The sequence below is a fragment of the Trichococcus palustris genome (genome assembly GCF_900114465.1).
Classification (GTDB): domain Bacteria; phylum Bacillota; class Bacilli; order Lactobacillales; family Aerococcaceae; genus Trichococcus; species Trichococcus palustris.
Window position 1 is genome coordinate 26,847 of the sequence record NZ_FOTD01000013.1, and the last position, 18,724, is coordinate 45,570.

Annotated in this window: 15 protein-coding genes; 2 read left to right on the top strand and 13 right to left on the bottom strand. The window is 47.8% G+C overall.

Annotated features, from left to right (window positions below; translation table 11 throughout):
- Nucleotides 1–88 precede the first annotated feature (88 nt).
- The gene (rlmH, locus tag BM101_RS09360) at nt 89–568 is read right to left on the bottom strand and encodes a 23S rRNA (pseudouridine(1915)-N(3))-methyltransferase RlmH (RefSeq protein WP_087032303.1); all 480 of its coding nucleotides are present in this window, start codon (nt 566–568) and stop codon (nt 89–91) included.
- Nucleotides 569–893: 325 nt separating this feature from the next.
- Here rlmH and BM101_RS09365 point away from each other — a divergent pair, with 325 nt between their 5' ends.
- Nucleotides 894–2,273 carry a TrkH family potassium uptake protein gene (locus tag BM101_RS09365; RefSeq protein ID WP_177194468.1) on the top strand — a complete coding sequence of 460 codons (1,380 nt, stop codon included), beginning with the start codon at nt 894–896 and terminating at the stop codon, nt 2,271–2,273.
- Between the two features lie 24 nt (nt 2,274–2,297).
- Entirely contained in the window at nt 2,298–2,966 is a 669-nt protein-coding gene (locus BM101_RS09370; protein ID WP_087032299.1) for a potassium channel family protein, read from the top strand.
- Nucleotides 2,967–3,513: 547 nt separating this feature from the next.
- Here BM101_RS09370 and BM101_RS09375 read toward each other — a convergent pair.
- The 12 genes from BM101_RS09375 to BM101_RS09430 form a co-directional block, all read right to left on the bottom strand.
- Complete coding sequence (locus BM101_RS09375) at nt 3,514–5,043, bottom strand: S1C family serine protease (RefSeq protein WP_087032297.1); 1,530 nt, start codon at nt 5,041–5,043, stop codon at nt 3,514–3,516.
- Nucleotides 5,044–5,234: 191 nt separating this feature from the next.
- Nucleotides 5,235–6,044, bottom strand: coding sequence for an MBL fold metallo-hydrolase (locus BM101_RS09380; RefSeq protein WP_087032295.1), 810 nt, complete (start codon nt 6,042–6,044; stop codon nt 5,235–5,237).
- 131 nt (nt 6,045–6,175) lie between these two features.
- The gene (locus BM101_RS09385; protein ID WP_087032293.1) at nt 6,176–6,793 is read right to left on the bottom strand and encodes a phosphoribosylanthranilate isomerase; all 618 of its coding nucleotides are present in this window, start codon (nt 6,791–6,793) and stop codon (nt 6,176–6,178) included.
- Nucleotides 6,790–7,578: an indole-3-glycerol phosphate synthase TrpC gene (gene trpC, locus BM101_RS09390; RefSeq protein ID WP_087032291.1), complete on the bottom strand. Its 789-nt coding sequence runs from the start codon at nt 7,576–7,578 to the stop codon at nt 6,790–6,792. Before trpC ends, BM101_RS09385 begins: the two co-directional genes overlap by 4 nt.
- The gene (gene trpD / locus BM101_RS09395) at nt 7,565–8,608 is read right to left on the bottom strand and encodes an anthranilate phosphoribosyltransferase (RefSeq protein ID WP_087032289.1); all 1,044 of its coding nucleotides are present in this window, start codon (nt 8,606–8,608) and stop codon (nt 7,565–7,567) included. The genes trpC and trpD overlap by 14 nt, the downstream gene beginning before the upstream one ends.
- A gap of 573 nt (nt 8,609–9,181) precedes the next feature.
- Nucleotides 9,182–11,047, bottom strand: coding sequence for a DUF2207 domain-containing protein (locus BM101_RS09400; protein ID WP_087032288.1), 1,866 nt, complete (start codon nt 11,045–11,047; stop codon nt 9,182–9,184).
- Between the two features lie 165 nt (nt 11,048–11,212).
- Nucleotides 11,213–12,127 carry a two-component system regulatory protein YycI gene (locus BM101_RS09405; protein WP_177194469.1) on the bottom strand — a complete coding sequence of 305 codons (915 nt, stop codon included), beginning with the start codon at nt 12,125–12,127 and terminating at the stop codon, nt 11,213–11,215.
- The gene (locus BM101_RS09410; RefSeq protein WP_087032284.1) at nt 12,117–13,436 is read right to left on the bottom strand and encodes a YycH family regulatory protein; all 1,320 of its coding nucleotides are present in this window, start codon (nt 13,434–13,436) and stop codon (nt 12,117–12,119) included. Before BM101_RS09410 ends, BM101_RS09405 begins: the two co-directional genes overlap by 11 nt.
- Nucleotides 13,433–15,280 carry a cell wall metabolism sensor histidine kinase WalK gene (gene walK / locus BM101_RS09415; RefSeq protein WP_087032282.1) on the bottom strand — a complete coding sequence of 616 codons (1,848 nt, stop codon included), beginning with the start codon at nt 15,278–15,280 and terminating at the stop codon, nt 13,433–13,435. The genes BM101_RS09410 and walK overlap by 4 nt, the downstream gene beginning before the upstream one ends.
- 4 nt (nt 15,281–15,284) lie before the next feature.
- Nucleotides 15,285–15,992 carry a response regulator YycF gene (gene yycF / locus BM101_RS09420; protein ID WP_087032280.1) on the bottom strand — a complete coding sequence of 236 codons (708 nt, stop codon included), beginning with the start codon at nt 15,990–15,992 and terminating at the stop codon, nt 15,285–15,287.
- Nucleotides 15,993–16,208: 216 nt separating this feature from the next.
- Nucleotides 16,209–17,588 carry a L,D-transpeptidase family protein gene (locus BM101_RS09425; protein ID WP_087032278.1) on the bottom strand — a complete coding sequence of 460 codons (1,380 nt, stop codon included), beginning with the start codon at nt 17,586–17,588 and terminating at the stop codon, nt 16,209–16,211.
- A 399-nt stretch (nt 17,589–17,987) separates the two neighbouring features.
- On the bottom strand, nt 17,988–18,716 hold the full coding sequence (locus tag BM101_RS09430; RefSeq protein ID WP_087032276.1) for an O-methyltransferase: 729 nt from the start codon (nt 18,714–18,716) through the stop codon (nt 17,988–17,990).
- Between the last annotated feature and the right edge of the window lie 8 nt (nt 18,717–18,724).

Sequence of the window (18,724 nt, forward strand, 5' to 3'; positions counted from 1 at the left end):
CTTTTTCGTTTCTATTCTCTTTTTTAAGCCATTTCTGTATCCGACGCAGGAATGCCGTCATACCGCCATTATCATCAAAAAAATGACCTCATTTATGATATGCATGTCCATGGATGATCCGGAAGGCGCGGTAGATCTGTTCGGTCAGCACGAGGCGCATCAACTGGTGCGGGTAGGTCAGGCGGCCGAATGAGATGTGTTGGTCGGCGTGGGACAAGACGGCTTGGCTGAGGCCAAGCGAACCTCCTATGATGAAGGTGATATCGCTCTTCCCGGCGGTGCCCAACTTATCCAGTTCGTTGGCGAATTCGACGGAGTCATACTGCTTCCCTTGGATGGCCATCGCAAAGACATAGCTTTGTTCCGGTATTTTCGCCAGTATCTTTTCCCCCTCTTTGTCCTTGATGATTTCCATTTCCTTATCGCTCAGGTTTTCGGGCGCCTTTTCGTCGCTGACCTCGATGATTTGCAGTTTGCAGTAGCTCCCCAGCCGCTTGGTGTATTCTGCAATCCCCTCTTTCAGATATTTCTCCTTCAGTTTTCCGACTGTGATAATTTTTATGTTCATGTGCAATCGCTCCTTCTTCTTGTCACTTTCTATCCTATGCGAACACGATGGATTTCGCAACCGATTTTCCAGGTTCCCTTCCTTTTGACCGAATATTGTTGAAATAGTACAAATATCTCTTTATTAACTAACGTAGCTATACACTTCCCTTATATATGAAGAAAATTTTTTAATAAGATTGAAAAAGTCATGAATGTGGTTTTCTTTTTCCAGAAATTGTTTTAATATAGTTTTATATATGTTATTTGCTTTATCATATACCGGTATTATAATGAAGTATCAAACCTTATTTCTATGGTAATGCGAAAGGAGAATTGAATACATTGTGTTAAAGAGGATTTCAAATTGGTCTATTTCACAGAAGATTGCAATCAGTTTTGCGTTTGTTATTTTTACAGGCTCACTCTTGTTGACGCTGCCCATCAGTCAATTGCCGACATCGGAAGCGACATACCTGGACAATCTATTTACATCAGTTTCCATGGTTTGTGTAACCGGCCTGTTTACGCAGTCGGTTTATGAGTCCTATACTATATTTGGCCAAATCGTCGGTATGGCGCTGATGCAAATTGGTGGATTGGGTTTGATGACCCTTATCGCCAGCGTCATTACCCGTTTTAAAAAACGCATCGGCCTGCGGAACCGTTTGGCCGTTCAGGAAGGGATCAACCGTGGCGATGCCCGTGGATTCCGGGAATATCTTTCGGATATTTTAAAGTATACCGCAGTGATTGAGGGGACTGGTTTCCTCCTCATGTCCTTCCGCTTTGTGCCGCTTTATGGTTGGGGCAGAGGCCTGTTCACTTCCCTCTTTTTATCCATTTCGGCGTTTTGCAATGCCGGATTCGATAATTTAGGTAATGTCAGCTTGGTTGATTATGTCCATGATCCCTTGGTCAATTTCGTCATTACGAGTTTGATCATCCTGGGCGGTATCGGTTTCTCCGTCTGGTTCGATGTTACGAAGAGCATTAAATGTTTTTCCGCCAAGAAGGGCAAACGAAGCTTGCGGATTTTTTTCCGGTCGCTTTCCCTCCACAGCCGCTTGGCGCTGCTTGTGACGGTGACCGTCATCGCTGTCGGCATGCTATTCTTTGTGGCAGTGGAATACAACAACCCGGATTCGATCGGGACCTTTACTTTCCCTCAGAAATTATTGGCCGGTTATTTCCAAACCGTAACGATGAGGACGGCTGGATTTGCCACAATCGACTATACTACGGTATATCCATTTACTTTATTCTGGTTTGTCATCACGATGTTCATTGGGGGTTCTCCCGGTGGGACGGCTGGCGGTTTGAAAACAACGACATTTGCCATCGTTGTTTTGATGCTCTACAATGAAGTCCGCGGTCAAAGCAATGTGAATATTGCGCACCATACCATCGACAAACAGTTGGTCCGTCAAGCATTGGTCATTTTCATGGCCTTGCTGGGTACCCTTATTCTGGGGGCAAGCTTATTGAGTATTCTGAACCCTGAAGTTAATTTCATCTACGTTTTATTCGAATCAATTTCCGCACTTGCCACGGTTGGTGTGAGCGCCAACTTGACCCCTACCTTGGGGCGCCTGAGCCAAGCCGTTCTTATGTTCTTGATGTTTGCGGGACGTATCGGACCTATCACGTTGGTGGACAGTTTAGCAAAGAGTGATCAAAAGGTACCAGATGTCGAGTTTTCAAAAGGAAATATTTTGATTGGATAAGGAAGAATAGGAGCGATTATAAAAATGAGTAAATTGGTTGGTATTTTAGGTTTAGGTATTTTTGGATCCACGATTGCGAAAACGTTATCTGAATTCGATTCTGATGTTATTGCGGTCGACAAGGATCCGGAAAATGTGAATCGTTTGGAGCCGTTCATCACAAAAGGGGTCATCGGTGATGTTACCGATCTTGCTTTATTGGAATCCATCGGCCTGGGCGACTGCGACGTTGTCGTCATTGCGACAGGTACCGTTCTGGAAGCGAGCGTCCTTGCGGTCATGAACTGCAAAAGATTAGGCATCAAACACATTATCGCAAAAGCAAAAAATAAGAATTACCGCGATGTGCTGTTGGAAATCGGCGCGACAACTGTCATCTTGCCGGAGAAAGAAACCGGTATGCGTGTCGCAAAAAATATTTTGCGCACCAATATCGAAGATGTTGTGAATTTGGACGAACAGACGACCATCATCGAATTCTATCCGCCAACCAAATGGGTCGGCAAATCCTTGGTGGAATTGGACTTGCGCAAAAAATATGACATCAACATCATCGGCTTGCGCAAACACAAAGGCGAGCACTTGGATGTATCCTTCTCGGCGGACTACATCGTCGACCAAGACATCGTTCTTGTTGGGATCACCGAGTCGGACGTATTCGAACGTTACGACTACTTGAATAAACTGAATTAAGTACTTCCGGCAGCGCCTCTCCAACAGAGGTGCTGCTTTTTTATTAGACAAGCTTCATTCTTCTGAGTTATGAACAATAATCCCATACAAGTCACACCTTATCCACAAGAGTTATCCACATGTACACACGTTCCCCACTTTATTTAGTGGCTACCCTTTCCCGCAACACTAAATATAGATTTATTAAAAAATGATAATAAGAACTATCCAAAAGTTATGCACACCCCCTATTGAACAATCTTTTATTCTGAAAAACCTTTTATAAAGCCTTTTAAATCGTTAATTTTATCTTTTTTCACAATCGAACTTCGTTTATGCACAGGGTTTTTCATTTTTTGTGGATAACTCGCGTTTTCAGAAAGCAAGTATCCCTAAAGATTTCCATACTTTTACACAGATAAAAAACTTGTCCCCACATTTCATCCACAGGCTGTTGAAAAAAAAGGCAAGCACAGCGAAAATATCAGGGTAAAACTGATATTTTTATGCTGCGTTTGCCTTTTTGCGTTGGTGCACACCCTTGTTGTTCCTAAAATGACGTTGTTGTTTATTTAGTCGAGCTTTGTCCGTCCGTTAAGGTAACGGTCGTTGTTTGAAGTTCACCATCCCGGTAGTACTTGATTTCCACCTTCGATCCGACAGCCAGCGTGTACAAGATTTTCCTTAAATCGACTATGCTGGTCACAGATTTTCCGTTCATTTCGGTGATCACATCATACTGTTTGATGCCGCCCAGTTCTGCTGCCGATAACGGTTGCACTTCAGCCACAACAACACCCTCGGTCACACCTTCCGGTAATTTCAAAACAGTCTGTTGTTGCGTTGCGGAGATTTGGGATAAGTCCAACATGGAGACTCCCAAAACCGGACGAATAATTTCCCCGTTTTTTTCCAGTTCGTTGATGATGGTAACCACGTCATTGCTTGGAATGGCGAAGCCCATCCCTTCGACATTGGGATCGGAAATTTTCATGGAATTGATTCCGATGACTTGTCCGGCGATATTGATCAGAGCGCCACCTGAATTCCCTGGGTTTATGGACGCATCCGTCTGCAATGCCGTAACGTCCCAGTCAACGACCCCGTCGCCATTGACATCCGTAGCGACGGAACGATTTTTAGCGGAAATGATGCCTTGGGTTACAGAAGTTGCGAATTCCGTCCCCAGCGGCGACCCGATTGCGATGGCCGGTTCACCCACATTCACTTTGTCCGAATCGCCGAATGTCGCAACAGTCGTGACGTTCTTGGCCGGTATCGTCAATACCGCCAAGTCCGTCCATATATCGCTGCCGACAACAGTGGCCACCTCTTTCGTGCCGTCCTTCAGCAGAATCTCCAATTCGTCCGCGCCATCGATAACGTGGTTATTGGTCACGATATAAGCCAAATCCCCTTCGATTTTATAGATGACGCCACTCCCTTCACTGGAAGTCTGCAGGTTCCCATCCGACGTTTCTGATGATTTTTGCGGAATATCCAACCCGAATACGTTGTTGCTGCCTTTTTGCATATTGATGATGGAAACAACGGCATCCTGAACTTTCTCGACGGCAGCCGTTGTATCGGTGGTGATGTTTAAAGCTACGTCCGACACCTTGGTCGTATTGCTTTGTCCGCCAGTGGTTTGGTTAGCCAAAAGACCCGAACCCAGCAATAAGCCGGCACCGATGAGCGCTACGACACCGCCGCCGATGATGCCGCCGATGATGCCGTTTTTGATTGGAGAGGATTTTTTCTCTTTTGGCTTCCTGGGATTCGGCTCCTCGTCGATGCTATTTTTCAGCGTGTTGATGCGTTCTTCTTTAGGGACCGTTGCGCGTAGGCGACTTTGTCTTTCCTCTTCCTCGGAAAGTTGCTCGGCTTGTGTGTCCGCGCCCATCACTCCCTCAACCGGGGCATCCACATCGCCGGATTCGACTGCGGTTTCACCATCAATTTGATCGGCCTGTCCTTCGAGTGGTTGTGCGTCTTCCGTTTGAGAATAAGCGGTTGCTGAAGGTTCTGTTTTGTTCGCATTTTTTTCTTTAGGTTCATCACTTTTATTTAGGTTTTTGTTTTCTTCATTTCCGTCCATCACTTATCACTCCTTCTTAACGTTCTACAAAATCAGTATAGTTCCTTATTTTGAATAAATTGTGAAGATAATTAGATAATAGTTTGGGAAATAGGTCTATCGTTGGCATCATTATAACATGTTCAGCAGAAAAAAAAGAGCGGAAGCCTCTCGGCATCCACTCCTCTTATCGTGCTCTTGCCTATAGCCATCTATACTCTGAATAGTTCAGTCGGCTCAGCCGGATCGGTGTCGTAAACGAAGAAATCTTCGTTTACCGCTTTCCCTTTTTGCATCAATACACTTTCTGCCGTTTGGTGCGCCAACGTTTTGATGTTGTTGTCTTTGCTCAAATGCCCCAAGTAAATGCGTCTGGTATTGTGCCCCAGCATTTCCGCCACGGCCGATGCCCCGTCTTCATTGGATAGATGCCCTTCATCCCCCAAGATGCGTTGCTTCAGCGACCATGGATATTGGCCCATGCGCAACAACTCCAAGTCATGATTGCTCTCGATCAGGTAGGCATCCGCATTGCTGAGCAACCCTCTTAAACGGTCGCTCACGTAGCCGGTATCCGTCAGCATTGCCATTTGTTTGCCTTCATAGTGGAAGGAATAAAATTGCGGTTCCGCCGCATCATGCGATACCCCGTAGCTTCGGACATCGACATCCCCGAGGGTGAGGACCTGACCCATTTCAAAAATATATTTTTGTTCCGTTTTGACGTTACCGATGATGTGGTCCATCGCTTTCCAAGTCGCCTCGTTAGCGTAGACGTCCATATGGTATTTCCGTGCGAGAACGCCAAGCCCATGTACATGATCGCGATGCTCATGCGTTACAAAAATGCTGTCCACGTCAGCGATATTCCGATTTATTTTGCTCATCAATTCCGCTATTTTTTTCCCGCTCAGCCCGCTGTCGACCAATATTTTCCGTTTCGGCGTTTCGATATAGGTGCAGTTACCGGAGCTTCCGCTCGCCAAATAGCTGACATATAAACCTTCTTCTTGTACATTCATCCAACTTAGCCCCCCATTTACATCCATAAGTTTAACTTATTTCCGGAAAAATGCCAGTAATTTTTCCTTTTCTTATGGAAATGTTAACGGCATCTCATCCAAGGGGGCCTTGTTCGCGCCCAAAACGGAAATCATTGCGGGGCCAGCCGGACCTTTTCGATGAATGTTTTCATTTTCTGATAGTCCTTGAATCCGTCCGTTTCGACACCGGATGACACATCAACCGCAAATGGCCGGACCTTCTCGATCGCCTGCGCCACGTTGTCCGGGTTCAGCCCCCCAGCCAAAACGATCCTCCCCCTGTCCAAATCTGCTCCACTGAGCAGATCCCAGTCAAAAGGGACACCGCTTCCGCCTGAGGCTCCGGAAACTTTCGCATCCAGCAATAAGGTGTTCTGCGGATAGCGCGCCATCTGCCCGATATCCTCTTTGGTTGCGATGGGAAGGGCTTTCCAGATTTCTTTATCCCCGAAGCTTTCCAGGTAAGCAGGCGACTCATGCCCGTGGAATTGCAGGATATCCAACGGTACCTGTTCGGCGATGCTCCGGACAACTTCCGGGTCTTCATCCACAAAAATACCGACTTTTTTGATCGCCGGATCCAATCCGGAAGCCAACTTTGCCGCTGCTGCGGCCGTCACCCGCCTTTTGCTTTCGGCAAAGACAAATCCGACATAATCGGGTTTCAACTCATTTACATAGGCTACATCTTCCGGGCGCCGCAAACCGCAAACCTTGATTTTTGTCATGCCTCGCCAGCTCCCTTACAGGCCTCGATGAATTTTTCGATTTCCTGCGGTTGGTGGATGCAACGCATGAACGTTTCGCCCACCAAGATGGCATTGACTCCCAACTCCCGCAGCACTTTCACATCCGCCGCATCCTTGATGCCGCTCTCCGAAACGATGATGCGGTCTTTCGGTATGTCCGCCATCAGTTTGGCAGTCTGCCCCAAATCGACCGTAAACGTCTTCAAGTCCCGGTTGTTGATGCCGATGATCTTGCAGCCCGTCGCCAAAGCTTCCGCCACTTCCGCTTCGTCATGCACCTCAATCAGCACATGCAATCCCAGGCTTTTCGCCAAATCGTAGTAGCTCTTCAGCCTTCCGGGAAGAATGGCCGCGATCAATAGGATGGCGTCGGCCCCGATTGCATAGGCCTGGTAGATTTGATACTCATCGATGATGAAGTCTTTTCTCAGCAACGGTTTGCTGCTGATTCCCCGCACGTCTTGAATGAAGGCATCCTCACCCTTGAAGAAATGGCGTTCGGTCAGGACGGATATCGCATCGATGCGGATGTCTTCATAGATGCGGGCGATTTCCCGATGGTCGAAGTCCTCCAGGATGATCCCTTTTGACGGAGAGGCTTTTTTTATTTCCGCAATGATCGATAAGGGCTGTCCCCGCAAGGCTTGTTCAAAGTCACGGATCGGCCGTGTCCGTATTTCCCTCTGCAGTTGTGCCAATGATTTCCCGGCTTTTTCTTCCTTCAGTTGTTCCGCCTTCACTTTTACGATGTCATCTAATATCATTTACCGCACTCCTCTTCCCGAAATTCACTATTTTCTTCAATTGTTCGTACGCCCGGCCGGTATCGATCAGCTCGGCAGCTAACAAGACACCTTCCTGCAGACTATTCACGGCTTTGCCGACATAAAGGGCCGCTGCCGTATTCAATAGGACAATATCCCGTTGCGGGCCTTTTTTCCCCTTCAGCACCTCTTCCAGGATGACCGCATTTTCCGCTGCACTGCCTCCCTTTATGTCGGCTTTGTTGCTGACGGCCACGCCGAAGTCCGACGGGTGAATCGTGTAGTCAAAAAGTTGACCGTCCCTTACTTCTGTCACCAATGTCGCGCCGGTTGTGGTTATTTCATCCAAGCCATCCGTCCCATGGACCACCAAAGCGCGTTCCCTTCCCATCCGCAGCAGTACTTCCGCGATGGTATGCGTCAGCCGTCCATCATATACCCCCAAAACCTGCCCTTTGATCGGCGCGGGATTGATCAGCGGCCCCAATAGGTTGAAGATGGTCCGGGTACCCAATTCGCCACGGACTTTTGCGGCATTTTTCATCGCAGGATGATACTTTTGCGCAAAGAGGAACGTCATGCCGGTTTCTTTCAGGCATTCTTTCGCATCATCCATTTCGGCGCTGATATGGACGCCCAATTCCTGCAAGATGTCGGCGCTGCCGCTGAGGCTGGATACAGCCCGGTTGCCATGCTTAGCCACTTTTACGCCCGCCGCCGAAGCGATGATGGCAGCCGCAGTCGAAATGTTGAATGTGTTCGCTTCATCGCCGCCTGTTCCGCATGTGTCGATCAGCAACATCCCATTGTCTTCAGAGGGAACGTCAAAAGCCACGGCATTTTCGAGCAGGGAATAGGCGCTGCCTTCGATCTCGTCCGGCGTTTCCCCCTTCATGCGCAAGCCCAAAAGAAACGCACCGACTTGGGATGGCTCGCAAGCTCCGGACATGGTCTGCTTCATCGCCTCTGCCGCCTCCAAAGCCGACAAATCCTTTTTTTCCGCAATTTTCTTGATTGCATTCTTTAACATTATTTACCACTCCAGTCTTTTTCTTTTGATTTTCTGCTTGTCCACTTGCTGCGATCGGCATTTTCGGGTACAAAAAAAGCCACTCCATCCCCTTGTAATGGGACGAAGTGACCGCGGTGCCACCCATTTTAAATCGCCTTTGCTGACACACCCCGGAAATACGACGCATCAGCCGTCGCAGCCTCCAAAGATAAAATAAAAACACCCCGTCCTAAATTAGGACGAGATGCTATCTCGTTTGTGCCACCTAAGTGCAAAATATCTTTGTCAGGTACAGAAAAAAACTTTTTCGATACCCTGTCCTTTTAACGGCGGACTACCCGGAAAATGCTAATCGTTGTTCGCATCTCATCTCACAGGCCCATTCGGTATAGGTTATCGTACCTGGCTTACACTATTCCAGATTCGCTGAAACGAAACGATTATACGTACTCTTCCTGCTCCAAGATTTTATTTTTCAATTGGTTTTGATCATCCATGCAAGGATGATTTGATGTGACTCCATCTTACTACCTGTTTCTGTGGATGTCAACATTTAATTTTCATCTTTTTCTAATCTTCCGGAGGGCGCAATCAGAATGCCCCGCCGCCGGATCCGCCACCGGACCCACCCGAAGAACCGCCGCCGAATCCTCCTCCAAAACCGCTGCTGTTCGACGAAGACGGCATCGATTTTGAGATGCCCGTGCTGACGCTGTTGTTCAGGGCCGACAGGAAGATGGCATTGTTCATGTAGTAATAGGTGCCGAAAGCGGAGGCTTGGATTTCATTGACTGGAAATTCAATCTGCATTTGCTTCATGACTTTATCGGCGACACCCAAAGAAACGGCGTAGACCAAAAAATGATCCCATAAGGCAATCGATCCGACTTCCCGCATCGGGAAATTCCCGACATCCTTCAGCATATTCCGGAAGCCTTCCCATTCCTGCTTCACCCGTTCCCCTTCAGCGGTCATGATCGGCCTGCTGGCGCTGTACCCGACCAGCACAAAACTCAATCCAACCCCCACCGCTGCGGCAATGATCGTCCACATAGTGACTTTTCCCAAGGTGATGCCGATGCCGATGACAATCACCAAAAAGAGAATATTGGCAATCAGGGCCAGGACAGCGAAAACGCCGGCTTTTGTATTGTATTTCGAACGGTAGCTTTTCCGTTTCGGTTTCGCAACCGCAGAAACCTGTTGTTGCCAGGTATCACGATTCTCATTGAAGCGCTTGGCATCAGCCGACTGATCGGCGATATCCTTGATATCTTCCAAGGTGACGCTGTTGCCGTCCCCCACATCATCGATGAACCACTGCATAACCTGTTTTTCATGACTCAAAATCGGTGCGTCCGCCACATCTTTCAGTTTCGTCAAGCGGAAGGAGGATACCGGCGCCTTTTCTCGGCCAAAGATGCCTTTCTGCGGCACATCCACGGGCGATATCGATAGATAGCCTTTCCGCACCAAATCCAAAATGGTTGCCGAAACATCCTCCGCCTGCGCATTACGTCCGAAGACGGCGCTACTCATGACTGCCGGCGTCATATCTTCCGGCAATTCATAAATGTGATCCGGAAGATGGATTTCCTGCGGCATTTCTTTTTTCTTGGCCCGACGATTCCAAAGGAAAACAGCGATCGGAAGGATGGGGCCGATTATCGCCAAAGCGGCTCCCGCAATCCCCCAAAGATAGCTGTTCTTCTTCTCCGTTTCTGCCAACGCAGCTTCCTGTGCCAATATCGCCGCGTACTTGTCTTCGTTCACGATATGCGGGTTATCCGCCGTGATGCGGGTCGGGAAAATCACATGCGCTTCGACAAATTGTTTGGCTGGATTTTGCGGCACATGCAGCAATACTTGCTGGTTTTTTTCGAGCGTGACGGTGCTGTTTTGACTGCCGCCATGCCCCCATGCCCGCAATTCCTGTTCTCCAGTCGCTTCAGGCAATCGGATGGTCACATCGACGTCGTTCAGGGTGTTTTCCCAGCCGGCACCGATCACTTTCCGGTTAAATTCGGCGATATCGTTGTAGTTCGTGACGATTTCCGGAATCCTGTACTCATAGATGACCGTCTGGATTTCATCCGACATTTTATTGTAGACTGTGAAATGCAGAAAATCCCCTGTGTTTTCCAGTTTGAACGTCCCGGGTTCCCCCGTATCGCTCAGCGCAAAAGGAAATGCGTTCTGGGATGAATAAGCCTGCATCGATACTTTCACATCGGTCGGGACCGCAACGTCCTTGATATCCAGATCGTACAGCACCCCGTTGAATTCACCGGAAAAATCGTAGGTGATGCTTTCCTTGAAAAATGCACTTCCATCTTTTTGGATGTCAACCAACACATCGTAATTTGTAATTTCATAGGAGCGGGCTTGTACGTCTCGCTCTCCAAATCCAAAAATGAAACTGAACATAAGCACGAATATAAATCCTATACGTTTCATCGCATACTCCCTCTTCCATAAGCCGATCCGCCCAATCACCCTACTATTCTCCCGCCTTCATTTTAACAAACTTGCCGGATTAAAAAAAGGAAGAACCCTACGGAATGATGATTCCGTAAGATTCTTCCAAGTTGCTTCGCTCTTATCTATGCCGCTCGCGGCAGGTCATTCCACTCCGATGCTGGCTTTTTGCCCGGAAGAGGATTCCTCTTCCATGAGCAGCAGCAAACTGTTGCTCTTCGCCCTTGACTGCGATCCGTTTTCCGGAACCACAATCGTCGGCGTGGAAATGATGTTGCCGGTCAAGGCATCCACTCGCTTCACATCGACCGGGGAATTTCCGACCGCGATTTCAACGTACCACATCGGGCTGTAAATATCCATGTCCGATAGGCTGAGCGTCCGGTAGTAGGCCAAATGCATCATCCGGATGCTGGCATTTGCCGGGATCTGTTTATTCAAGTATAACGATTCCAGCGCTGTTTTTTCGGAAATGACGTTCCGGCCGCTTCCTTGCACCTCGGCATCCCCAGCATAGGTCTGCTCATAGGAAATGATTTCATTCTCGTCATTCAGGCTAAAAATGATACTGCCTGTACCATCGGCGATGGGGATGCTATTTGCGACTTGCGTGTACACCAACTGTTTCCTGACCGGCAAATAGGTGAAATAGCTGTAGGCCGAACCGTACAGGATGTTGCCTCCAGCGATGAAATCCTTGACGGGCTTCACGTCATCCAACGTCGGCGAGACGCCCTCCCATTCCAGTTGGATCGGTTCTGACAGCGTGCTGTGCAAAACGCCCTCTTCGTAATGGGTAGTCTGGTTCGTCAGTGTCTTTTGAGCCTCTTCCAAAGTATTCCCTTTGGCGGTTTTGATCAGAGGGACTTTCTCCATTTCGGTAGAAAGCGTCGGAAATTCGATATTATCGTTCTTCATCGCTTCCTGGATATTCAGCGTCGCGCTCCCATCGCCGAAACGTAAGTCCGTCTGATTCTTCTCCAGAAGGATGCTCAATAAATAGATGTTCAAGAGGGTGAACGTAATGATAAAGATGATTTTGATGCGTTTAAAATCCATTTGCAGCACCATCCGTTTCGCTCGCGGCAATCCATTTATCCATCGTTTGCCACCTGTCATCCATTTTGATGAACCACTTCGGTGTCAAATCAACGATACGATTGGATTCTTCGCTGAATGCCCAATCGTAGCCCACCGTGATCTTTTGGATATTTCCGGCAGGGTAGCCAGCATTTTTCAATTCTTCCAAAAGCTGTTCCCCACTGATCAACACCGTTGCTTCCTGCCGATCCGTCAAAGGCGTTTGGATGACCTGTGTCGAAAACTGCAATTCGATCACGGTCGAACCGGACATTTTGATCCTGGTCAGCCCATAATCCACGTCGCCGAATATCGGGAACCCATTCACGTATCTGCGGTAGTAAACGTCGCCGGTCTTTTCATCATAATCATAAAAATAGAAAGGGTTCGTCCAATTGTCCAACATCTTGATTTCATGAAAACTATTGCGGATGAGGCGATAATTCGACATTGTCTCGTTATCCAAACTGTTGCGGTAATAACTCAACAATCCCGTCGTTTTTTGGATGCTCAACTCCGAAATGTTGTCGCTGTAACTGACGAATTCGTCATTCCCGTTGTCTTTCAATTCCGTCGTATCATCAAACAGAAGATTGATGAAGAAGCTGTTCGGTGGCCTCTCGGCCAAATAAACCAACTTCGGAACGGTCACTTCTTGCTCCGGTAAATAGGCGATGGCATCGGCCAGCGCATACGGAATCACCGTCGTGAAGCTTCCTTTATTTCCTTCATAGATATCCGCCACCTGTTGGCCCAATTGTTCCGGATGCGCAACGACGAAAACCCGCTTTGTGCTGTCGCTCAGCAAATAGATGGGAGCCCCCTCATCCGTGGGGATGATGATCCGGTTGATTTGATCCGTAAAATAGTCTTCCTGCAAATTATTGAAGTAACGGGAGAGCAGTTCCAAGGGAACTTCTTCAGAAAACGTGATCTCCAGTTGATTTCCCGACATGACGAAGGCATCATATTCTTCCGGTGTATAGGTCAAAACGCTCTCGATGCCTGCCATTTCGCCCTTACCCAATTGCGCGTTCACAGCCTTCATGACGGCCGGGTCCTGCGACAGGTATACCTTCTGATCTGTATGCATCGTCATATACGTCGGCGCGAAGACGTCTTCCACATTCTTGGTATTGGTCAGACTTGCCGTCGGCGCAGTCGTGCCGGTATTTTGGCTATTGCTGAGCGTACCGGGATTCGATAAGATGCGGCTAGTCAAAAAGAGGCTGATTGCAACAAGAATGTACAACGTTGCGCTCAGTATCGGCGATTCTTTTTGTCTCATTCCCACTCGTCCTCCTCATCCATCGGAATATAAGGCAGAGAAATAAAGAAAGTCGAGCCTTTATTTTCCACACTTGACACCCAAATTTTCCCTCCATGCATGTGTACAACCTCTTTCGAAATCGCCAGACCCAACCCTGTACCGCCCATTGAACGGGCACGAGCCTTGTCAACCCGGTAGAAGCGATCGAAAATGTGGTTGATATCTTTCCTTGGAATACCCAATCCTTCATCGGTGATGCTGATGACCACACTATTGTGCGTCTCCATCAGACGGCAAGTGATGGTTCCGCCATCCGGTGAATACTTGATGGCATTGTTCATGATGTTATCGATCACCTGTGTAAATTTATCCTGATCGATTTCTACCCATAGCTTGCGTTGCGTGAAATCGCGCTGAATCGAGTAGCCTTTATCGCGGTATTGTTCCGAATTCAACACCATCTCGAAGCGATCCAAAATGTGGGACACCAATTCGTTGATGCTGATAAATTCCAGGTTCAATTCTTGTTTCCCTTGATCCATGCGGGACAGATTCAGCAAGTCCGAAATCATCCGGATCATCCGGTCGGTTTCGGTTGCGATGACCTTCAAAAATTCGGGAGCCAGCTCTCTATCCTCCCACGCCCCCTCAATCAGGGATTCCGTGTAACTCTTAACGCTTGTCAAAGGCGTGCGCAATTCATGGGACACATTCGAAACGAAGCTGCGGCGTTCTTCCTCGACTTTCTCTTGCTCCGTGATATCCGAAAGGACACAGACCAGCCCGCTGATGAAGCCGGATTCCCTTTGGATAACCGAGAATTCACCCCGTAAAATCGCATCTTGATCTTCTGTGGCGATGTTCAATATCAATTCATCCTGCGTTTCCAACAATTGGCGGAAAGTAAACTGTTCCCCCAATTTCAACACTTTCATGATCGACTGCCCGATCGCCTTCTCTTGCGCTATGGAGAGCAGATCCATGGCCCGGCTGTTGATGATGATGATTTTGCCGCGGCGGTCTGTTGCCACCACGCCATCCGTCATATGCTTCAAGACGCTATCCAGCCTTTGGCGTTCCGACTCGGTCGTCTCTTGCGCATCTTTCACTTTATAAGACAAATCATTGATTGTTTCGGCCAACTGCCCCAGTTCATCTTCCCCATAGACAGTCACTTTCCCGGAATAATCCCCTTCAGCAATGCTTGCCGTTTGCCGGCGCATTTCTGAAATCGGCCGTGTAATTCCCCGGGAAATGATGACGGCTAGAAAGATGGTGATCCCGATGGCAACCAGCGAGGCGTTGAAGAAGATGCTGACCGTCTGGTTCATCTGGGTATAGACGGTCTCGATATTCGATTCCATCACCAATGCACCAATGATCGTTCCCGTATTATCCTGCGAAAAAATAGGGCTGATGCTTTTCCAGACACGGTTATTTGTGTTTTCGTTCACATATTGGTAGGTGGTGGCTGTCCCCAGCAGCAAGACTTGTTGCACGTCACGGTCCGTCGATTTCGTACCCACAACCGTCTGGAGTGTCTGGTCATTGATCCCCAAAATATAGCCCTGACCATCGACCACTTGCGTCTCTAAAATGTCGCTGCCCGTGAAGTCGCCTAAGATGGTCTGGACAGCATCTTCCACTTTTTCGGGGTCGGATCCCTGTAAAATGGGCTGAAGGGTTTTCTCCAGAAAACCCGAATTCAAACTCATTTGGCTATCAAAATTGCTGATCATTTTTGTTTCCAGTTGACGGATGAAGTACGCACCTATCAATTGTAAGGATACCAACAACAGAAAAATGAACAGCATCGGTATCTTAAAATGGATAGAGTGGATAAAGCGGATTTTTTTGTTCATAAGATTACTCCTGATCTGGATTTTTCAAGAAGTACCCTACTCCTCTGCGAGTAATCAGCCATGTTGGATGGCTTGGTGTATCTTCAATCTTTTCGCGCAAGCGACGGACTGTCACATCGACTGTCCGGACATCGCCGAAATAATCATAACCCCATACGGTCTGCAACAAATGTTCGCGCGTCATGACCTGACCAAGATGTTTCGCCAAGTAATGCAGCAGTTCAAATTCCCGATGCGTCAATTCAATTTCCGTGCCACGTTTGGATACGATATAGGCATCTTCATGGATGGTCAACGAGCCAATATGGATTTCGTTGCTCTCAACTTCTTCCGGCACAGCGACAACAGGATTGCTGAGTCTTCTCAGATTCGCTTTCACACGGGCTACCAATTCTCGGTTGGAAAACGGTTTGGTGACATAGTCATCCGCTCCCAATTCCAAGCCCAACACTTTGTCGATTTCAGAATCTTTGGCTGTCAGCATAATGATGGGCACATCACTGCTTTTTCTGATTTCACGACATACCTCAAGGCCGTCCATCTTAGGCAACATAAGATCCAAAAGAATGATATCCGGATTCACTTCGGCAAATCTTTCCAAAGCTTCCTCTCCATCGAATGCCACAAAAACCTCATAGCCCTCTTTTGTGAGGTTAAATTTGATGATATCTGAAATCGGCTTTTCGTCATCTACTACTAATACTTTCTTCATCTTAAATCCTCCTTGGATATTCAATCATGCCGTACTTTGAGAAGCGTCTACTCTCTATTATACATTTGCTGTGTCAGAAGTGCAAAGCGGCACCGCCATCGGCATTTAGACTCCAGATGAAATGTCGTTTTTTGTCCTAATCCAGAAAATGGGCCGGAACAAAAATGTCCCCGCCCGATTCTTTGCTTGCATTCATTTATCTTGCTGTTTTGGCGACTAGCTGTGGATAACAACCGGTGTTCCCACTGTGACCAAGCCAAACAATTGTGCCATTACTTCCGGTGGCGTATTGATGCAACCGTTCGATCCGGCGGTTTGCCAGACATTGCCGCCATAAGCGGATTGCCATGAAGAATCATGGATTCCTACCCCGGTCCATTCGATCGGCATCCAATAATCGACAGGCGTTTCATATGTCTTGTCCGATTTTGGATTATAACCTTTCAAGATGGACTCTTCGTCTTTGTTCCAAATGTAGAATACGCCGGTCGGTGTCGGCGTCAAGGGATGACCGGAAACGATGTCCGTTTCCAATGCCACTGCACCATCTTTGTAGTACCACATGTGTTGGCTGCCTAAATCCACTTCTACATAGGTGTTCCCGATATCCGTACCATCCGCAGAATAGCCGGTACCATTGTAGTTCGGCGTCACCGTCACATCTTTGCCCGCCAAAATATAGCTTGCCAGATTTTCCGCTTCCGAAGCGACGTCCAACGTCCAACCGTATGTCCCGGCTGGCACTTGTACTGTCTCTCCATCCGCGGCTTTGAACTCACGGGTGCGGGTGAAGGTACTGTAGGTGTCGCTAAGTCCTTGCAGATAGGCTGTAATGCCTGCCTGATTGACGGTTACATCCCCTTTCTCATCGACGGCCAGCCAATCTGCGATCGCTGTCTGGGGTACCGTCTCTTCCTTGCCTGAGATCGTATAGGTGATTTTTGTGTCGCTCAGATCTTTTAACTGTGCCAACGATTCCTTCAGCTTTTTATCATCTGCCAACAAGGTCGGTTTTTGGTACGCTTCCGCTAGATCGACTTCCGGTTCAGCGGTGATGACTGCTTCCAGCATCATTTCCTTCAAAGCGGTTTGATCAACCGTATTTCCGGCGACTTCCGGTTCAATCGCATACCCGTCTGCACCGTGGGAAATCTTTGCGTTGACCGGTGCTGTTCTGGTGTCATTTTGTATCGGCATGTTCGCAAAAATCGATTGCAGCGCCGCTTCATCCACGGCAACGCCGCTTAAGTCCGTCTTTTCTTCGGTTTTCTGCAACAGCAGCAAAGGCCAATTCCAGCCTTTTTGTTCTTGCTTCATTTCCGTCAACTTTTCCGCGTTGTCGATGGAAATCCCCAGATCTGCGGGGGTATAGGTATAGACCGTTTCGCCTTTTTCCACAATCTTGATCTCGGATTGCGCAGCAGCGGCTGCTGTTTTATCTTTCGCTTGCACTATCGTGTCGTTTGAAATATCAATGCCATCCAGTACTGTGTTCGGCAAAAATTTATCTTCATAGTATTTCCCGAAGCCAAAATAGGTGCCCGACAGTAGCAAAACAGCCGTAACGGCTCCAATCATTAAGGGTTTCTTTTTCAATTCTAGACCACCTTCTCCTTTTGTTACAAGAACGTTACATTTGCGTTACTTTTTAAATATTGCTTACTTTTTATTACTTTACCATGATTTCATTAAAATGCAATGTTTTTTTGCTCACAGTCCCTTGACATTTTTATGTTTTTTTCATGAATACCGAACGATGGACCGAATCCCTTCGAAAAGCCTTATGGAATTAATCATAATATCTTCCGCCGGGAATTGCAACCGCATTAAAAGTAACCGGCAGCGAGAAAACTATCATTCAGCCACCCCTGTATCAGAGCTGATTCGGGAACCATTGGCCATCGTAAGGTCCGCGGAAAATGCAATGAAGCCGGGACAACGCCCGGCTTCATTGGATTGCCTATTCTTTTGGATGCCCCCTGCTTATTCGGAAATCTATGCGCGGGTTTGTTTTTCTTTTTCGATTTCTTCCAATATATAAGAAAAATCAAAGTCCTCTTTCTTCACGATCATCAGCAAGCCGTCTCCCAACGGTACGAGCGCCGTTTCCAGCGCCGGATGGTCCAACACGGTATCCATCAATTGGTTTAACCGGATATGGATTTTCCGTACCCTTTTCGGGACTTCTTTGACGTCATCCAAAATGGTGCCGGCTTGGAACACATCATCGATCACCAGCATGCCGCCGGTCTTCAACAGCCTCATGCAATGCGGCAAGAATTCATAGTATTTGGACTTTGCGCTGTCCATAAAGATGAAATCGTAAGGTCCGCTAAGGGTCGGCAATACTTCCGCCGCATCCCCTTCCAAGAGGGTGACTTTGTCTGCCACCCCTAATTTCTCGAAATTATCTTTTGCTTGTCTGATCATCACGTCGAAGCGGTCAATCGTCGTCACATGGCCTTCCGGTCCGACATGCTGCGCCATCAGGCTCCCGGAAAAGCCGATCGCCGCGCCGATTTCCAATATTTGCTTCGGTTTTATTTGGCCCAGGATCATATTCAGGAAAACGGCCGTTTCATGAGGGATGATCGGCACTCCTCTGGTGTTCGCATCCTTCTCCAACTCGCCCAATTCTCCAGAAAAAGGCTTCAATCTGGTGCGCATAAATTCAACTAATTCCTTTTTTACAACGGGTCTGTGCATCATTTCATTTAAAGCCATCATATTCT

Coding starts and splice junctions, on each gene's coding strand:
- yycF (WP_087032280.1), bottom strand. CDS start 15,992: ATGAAGAAAGTATTAGTAGTAGATGACGAAAAGCCGATTTCAGATATC.
- BM101_RS09380 (WP_087032295.1), bottom strand. CDS start 6,044: ATGAATGTACAAGAAGAAGGTTTATATGTCAGCTATTTGGCGAGCGGA.
- trpD (WP_087032289.1), bottom strand. CDS start 8,608: ATGTTAAAGAATGCAATCAAGAAAATTGCGGAAAAAAAGGATTTGTCG.
- BM101_RS09385 (WP_087032293.1), bottom strand. CDS start 6,793: ATGACAAAAATCAAGGTTTGCGGTTTGCGGCGCCCGGAAGATGTAGCC.
- BM101_RS09430 (WP_087032276.1), bottom strand. CDS start 18,716: ATGGCTTTAAATGAAATGATGCACAGACCCGTTGTAAAAAAGGAATTA.
- BM101_RS09410 (WP_087032284.1), bottom strand. CDS start 13,436: ATGAGACAAAAAGAATCGCCGATACTGAGCGCAACGTTGTACATTCTT.
- BM101_RS09370 (WP_087032299.1), top strand. CDS start 2,298: ATGAGTAAATTGGTTGGTATTTTAGGTTTAGGTATTTTTGGATCCACG.
- BM101_RS09405 (WP_177194469.1), bottom strand. CDS start 12,127: ATGGATTTTAAACGCATCAAAATCATCTTTATCATTACGTTCACCCTC.
- BM101_RS09375 (WP_087032297.1), bottom strand. CDS start 5,043: ATGGACGGAAATGAAGAAAACAAAAACCTAAATAAAAGTGATGAACCT.
- BM101_RS09400 (WP_087032288.1), bottom strand. CDS start 11,047: ATGAAACGTATAGGATTTATATTCGTGCTTATGTTCAGTTTCATTTTT.
- rlmH (WP_087032303.1), bottom strand. CDS start 568: ATGAACATAAAAATTATCACAGTCGGAAAACTGAAGGAGAAATATCTG.
- walK (WP_087032282.1), bottom strand. CDS start 15,280: ATGAACAAAAAAATCCGCTTTATCCACTCTATCCATTTTAAGATACCG.
- trpC (WP_087032291.1), bottom strand. CDS start 7,578: ATGATATTAGATGACATCGTAAAAGTGAAGGCGGAACAACTGAAGGAA.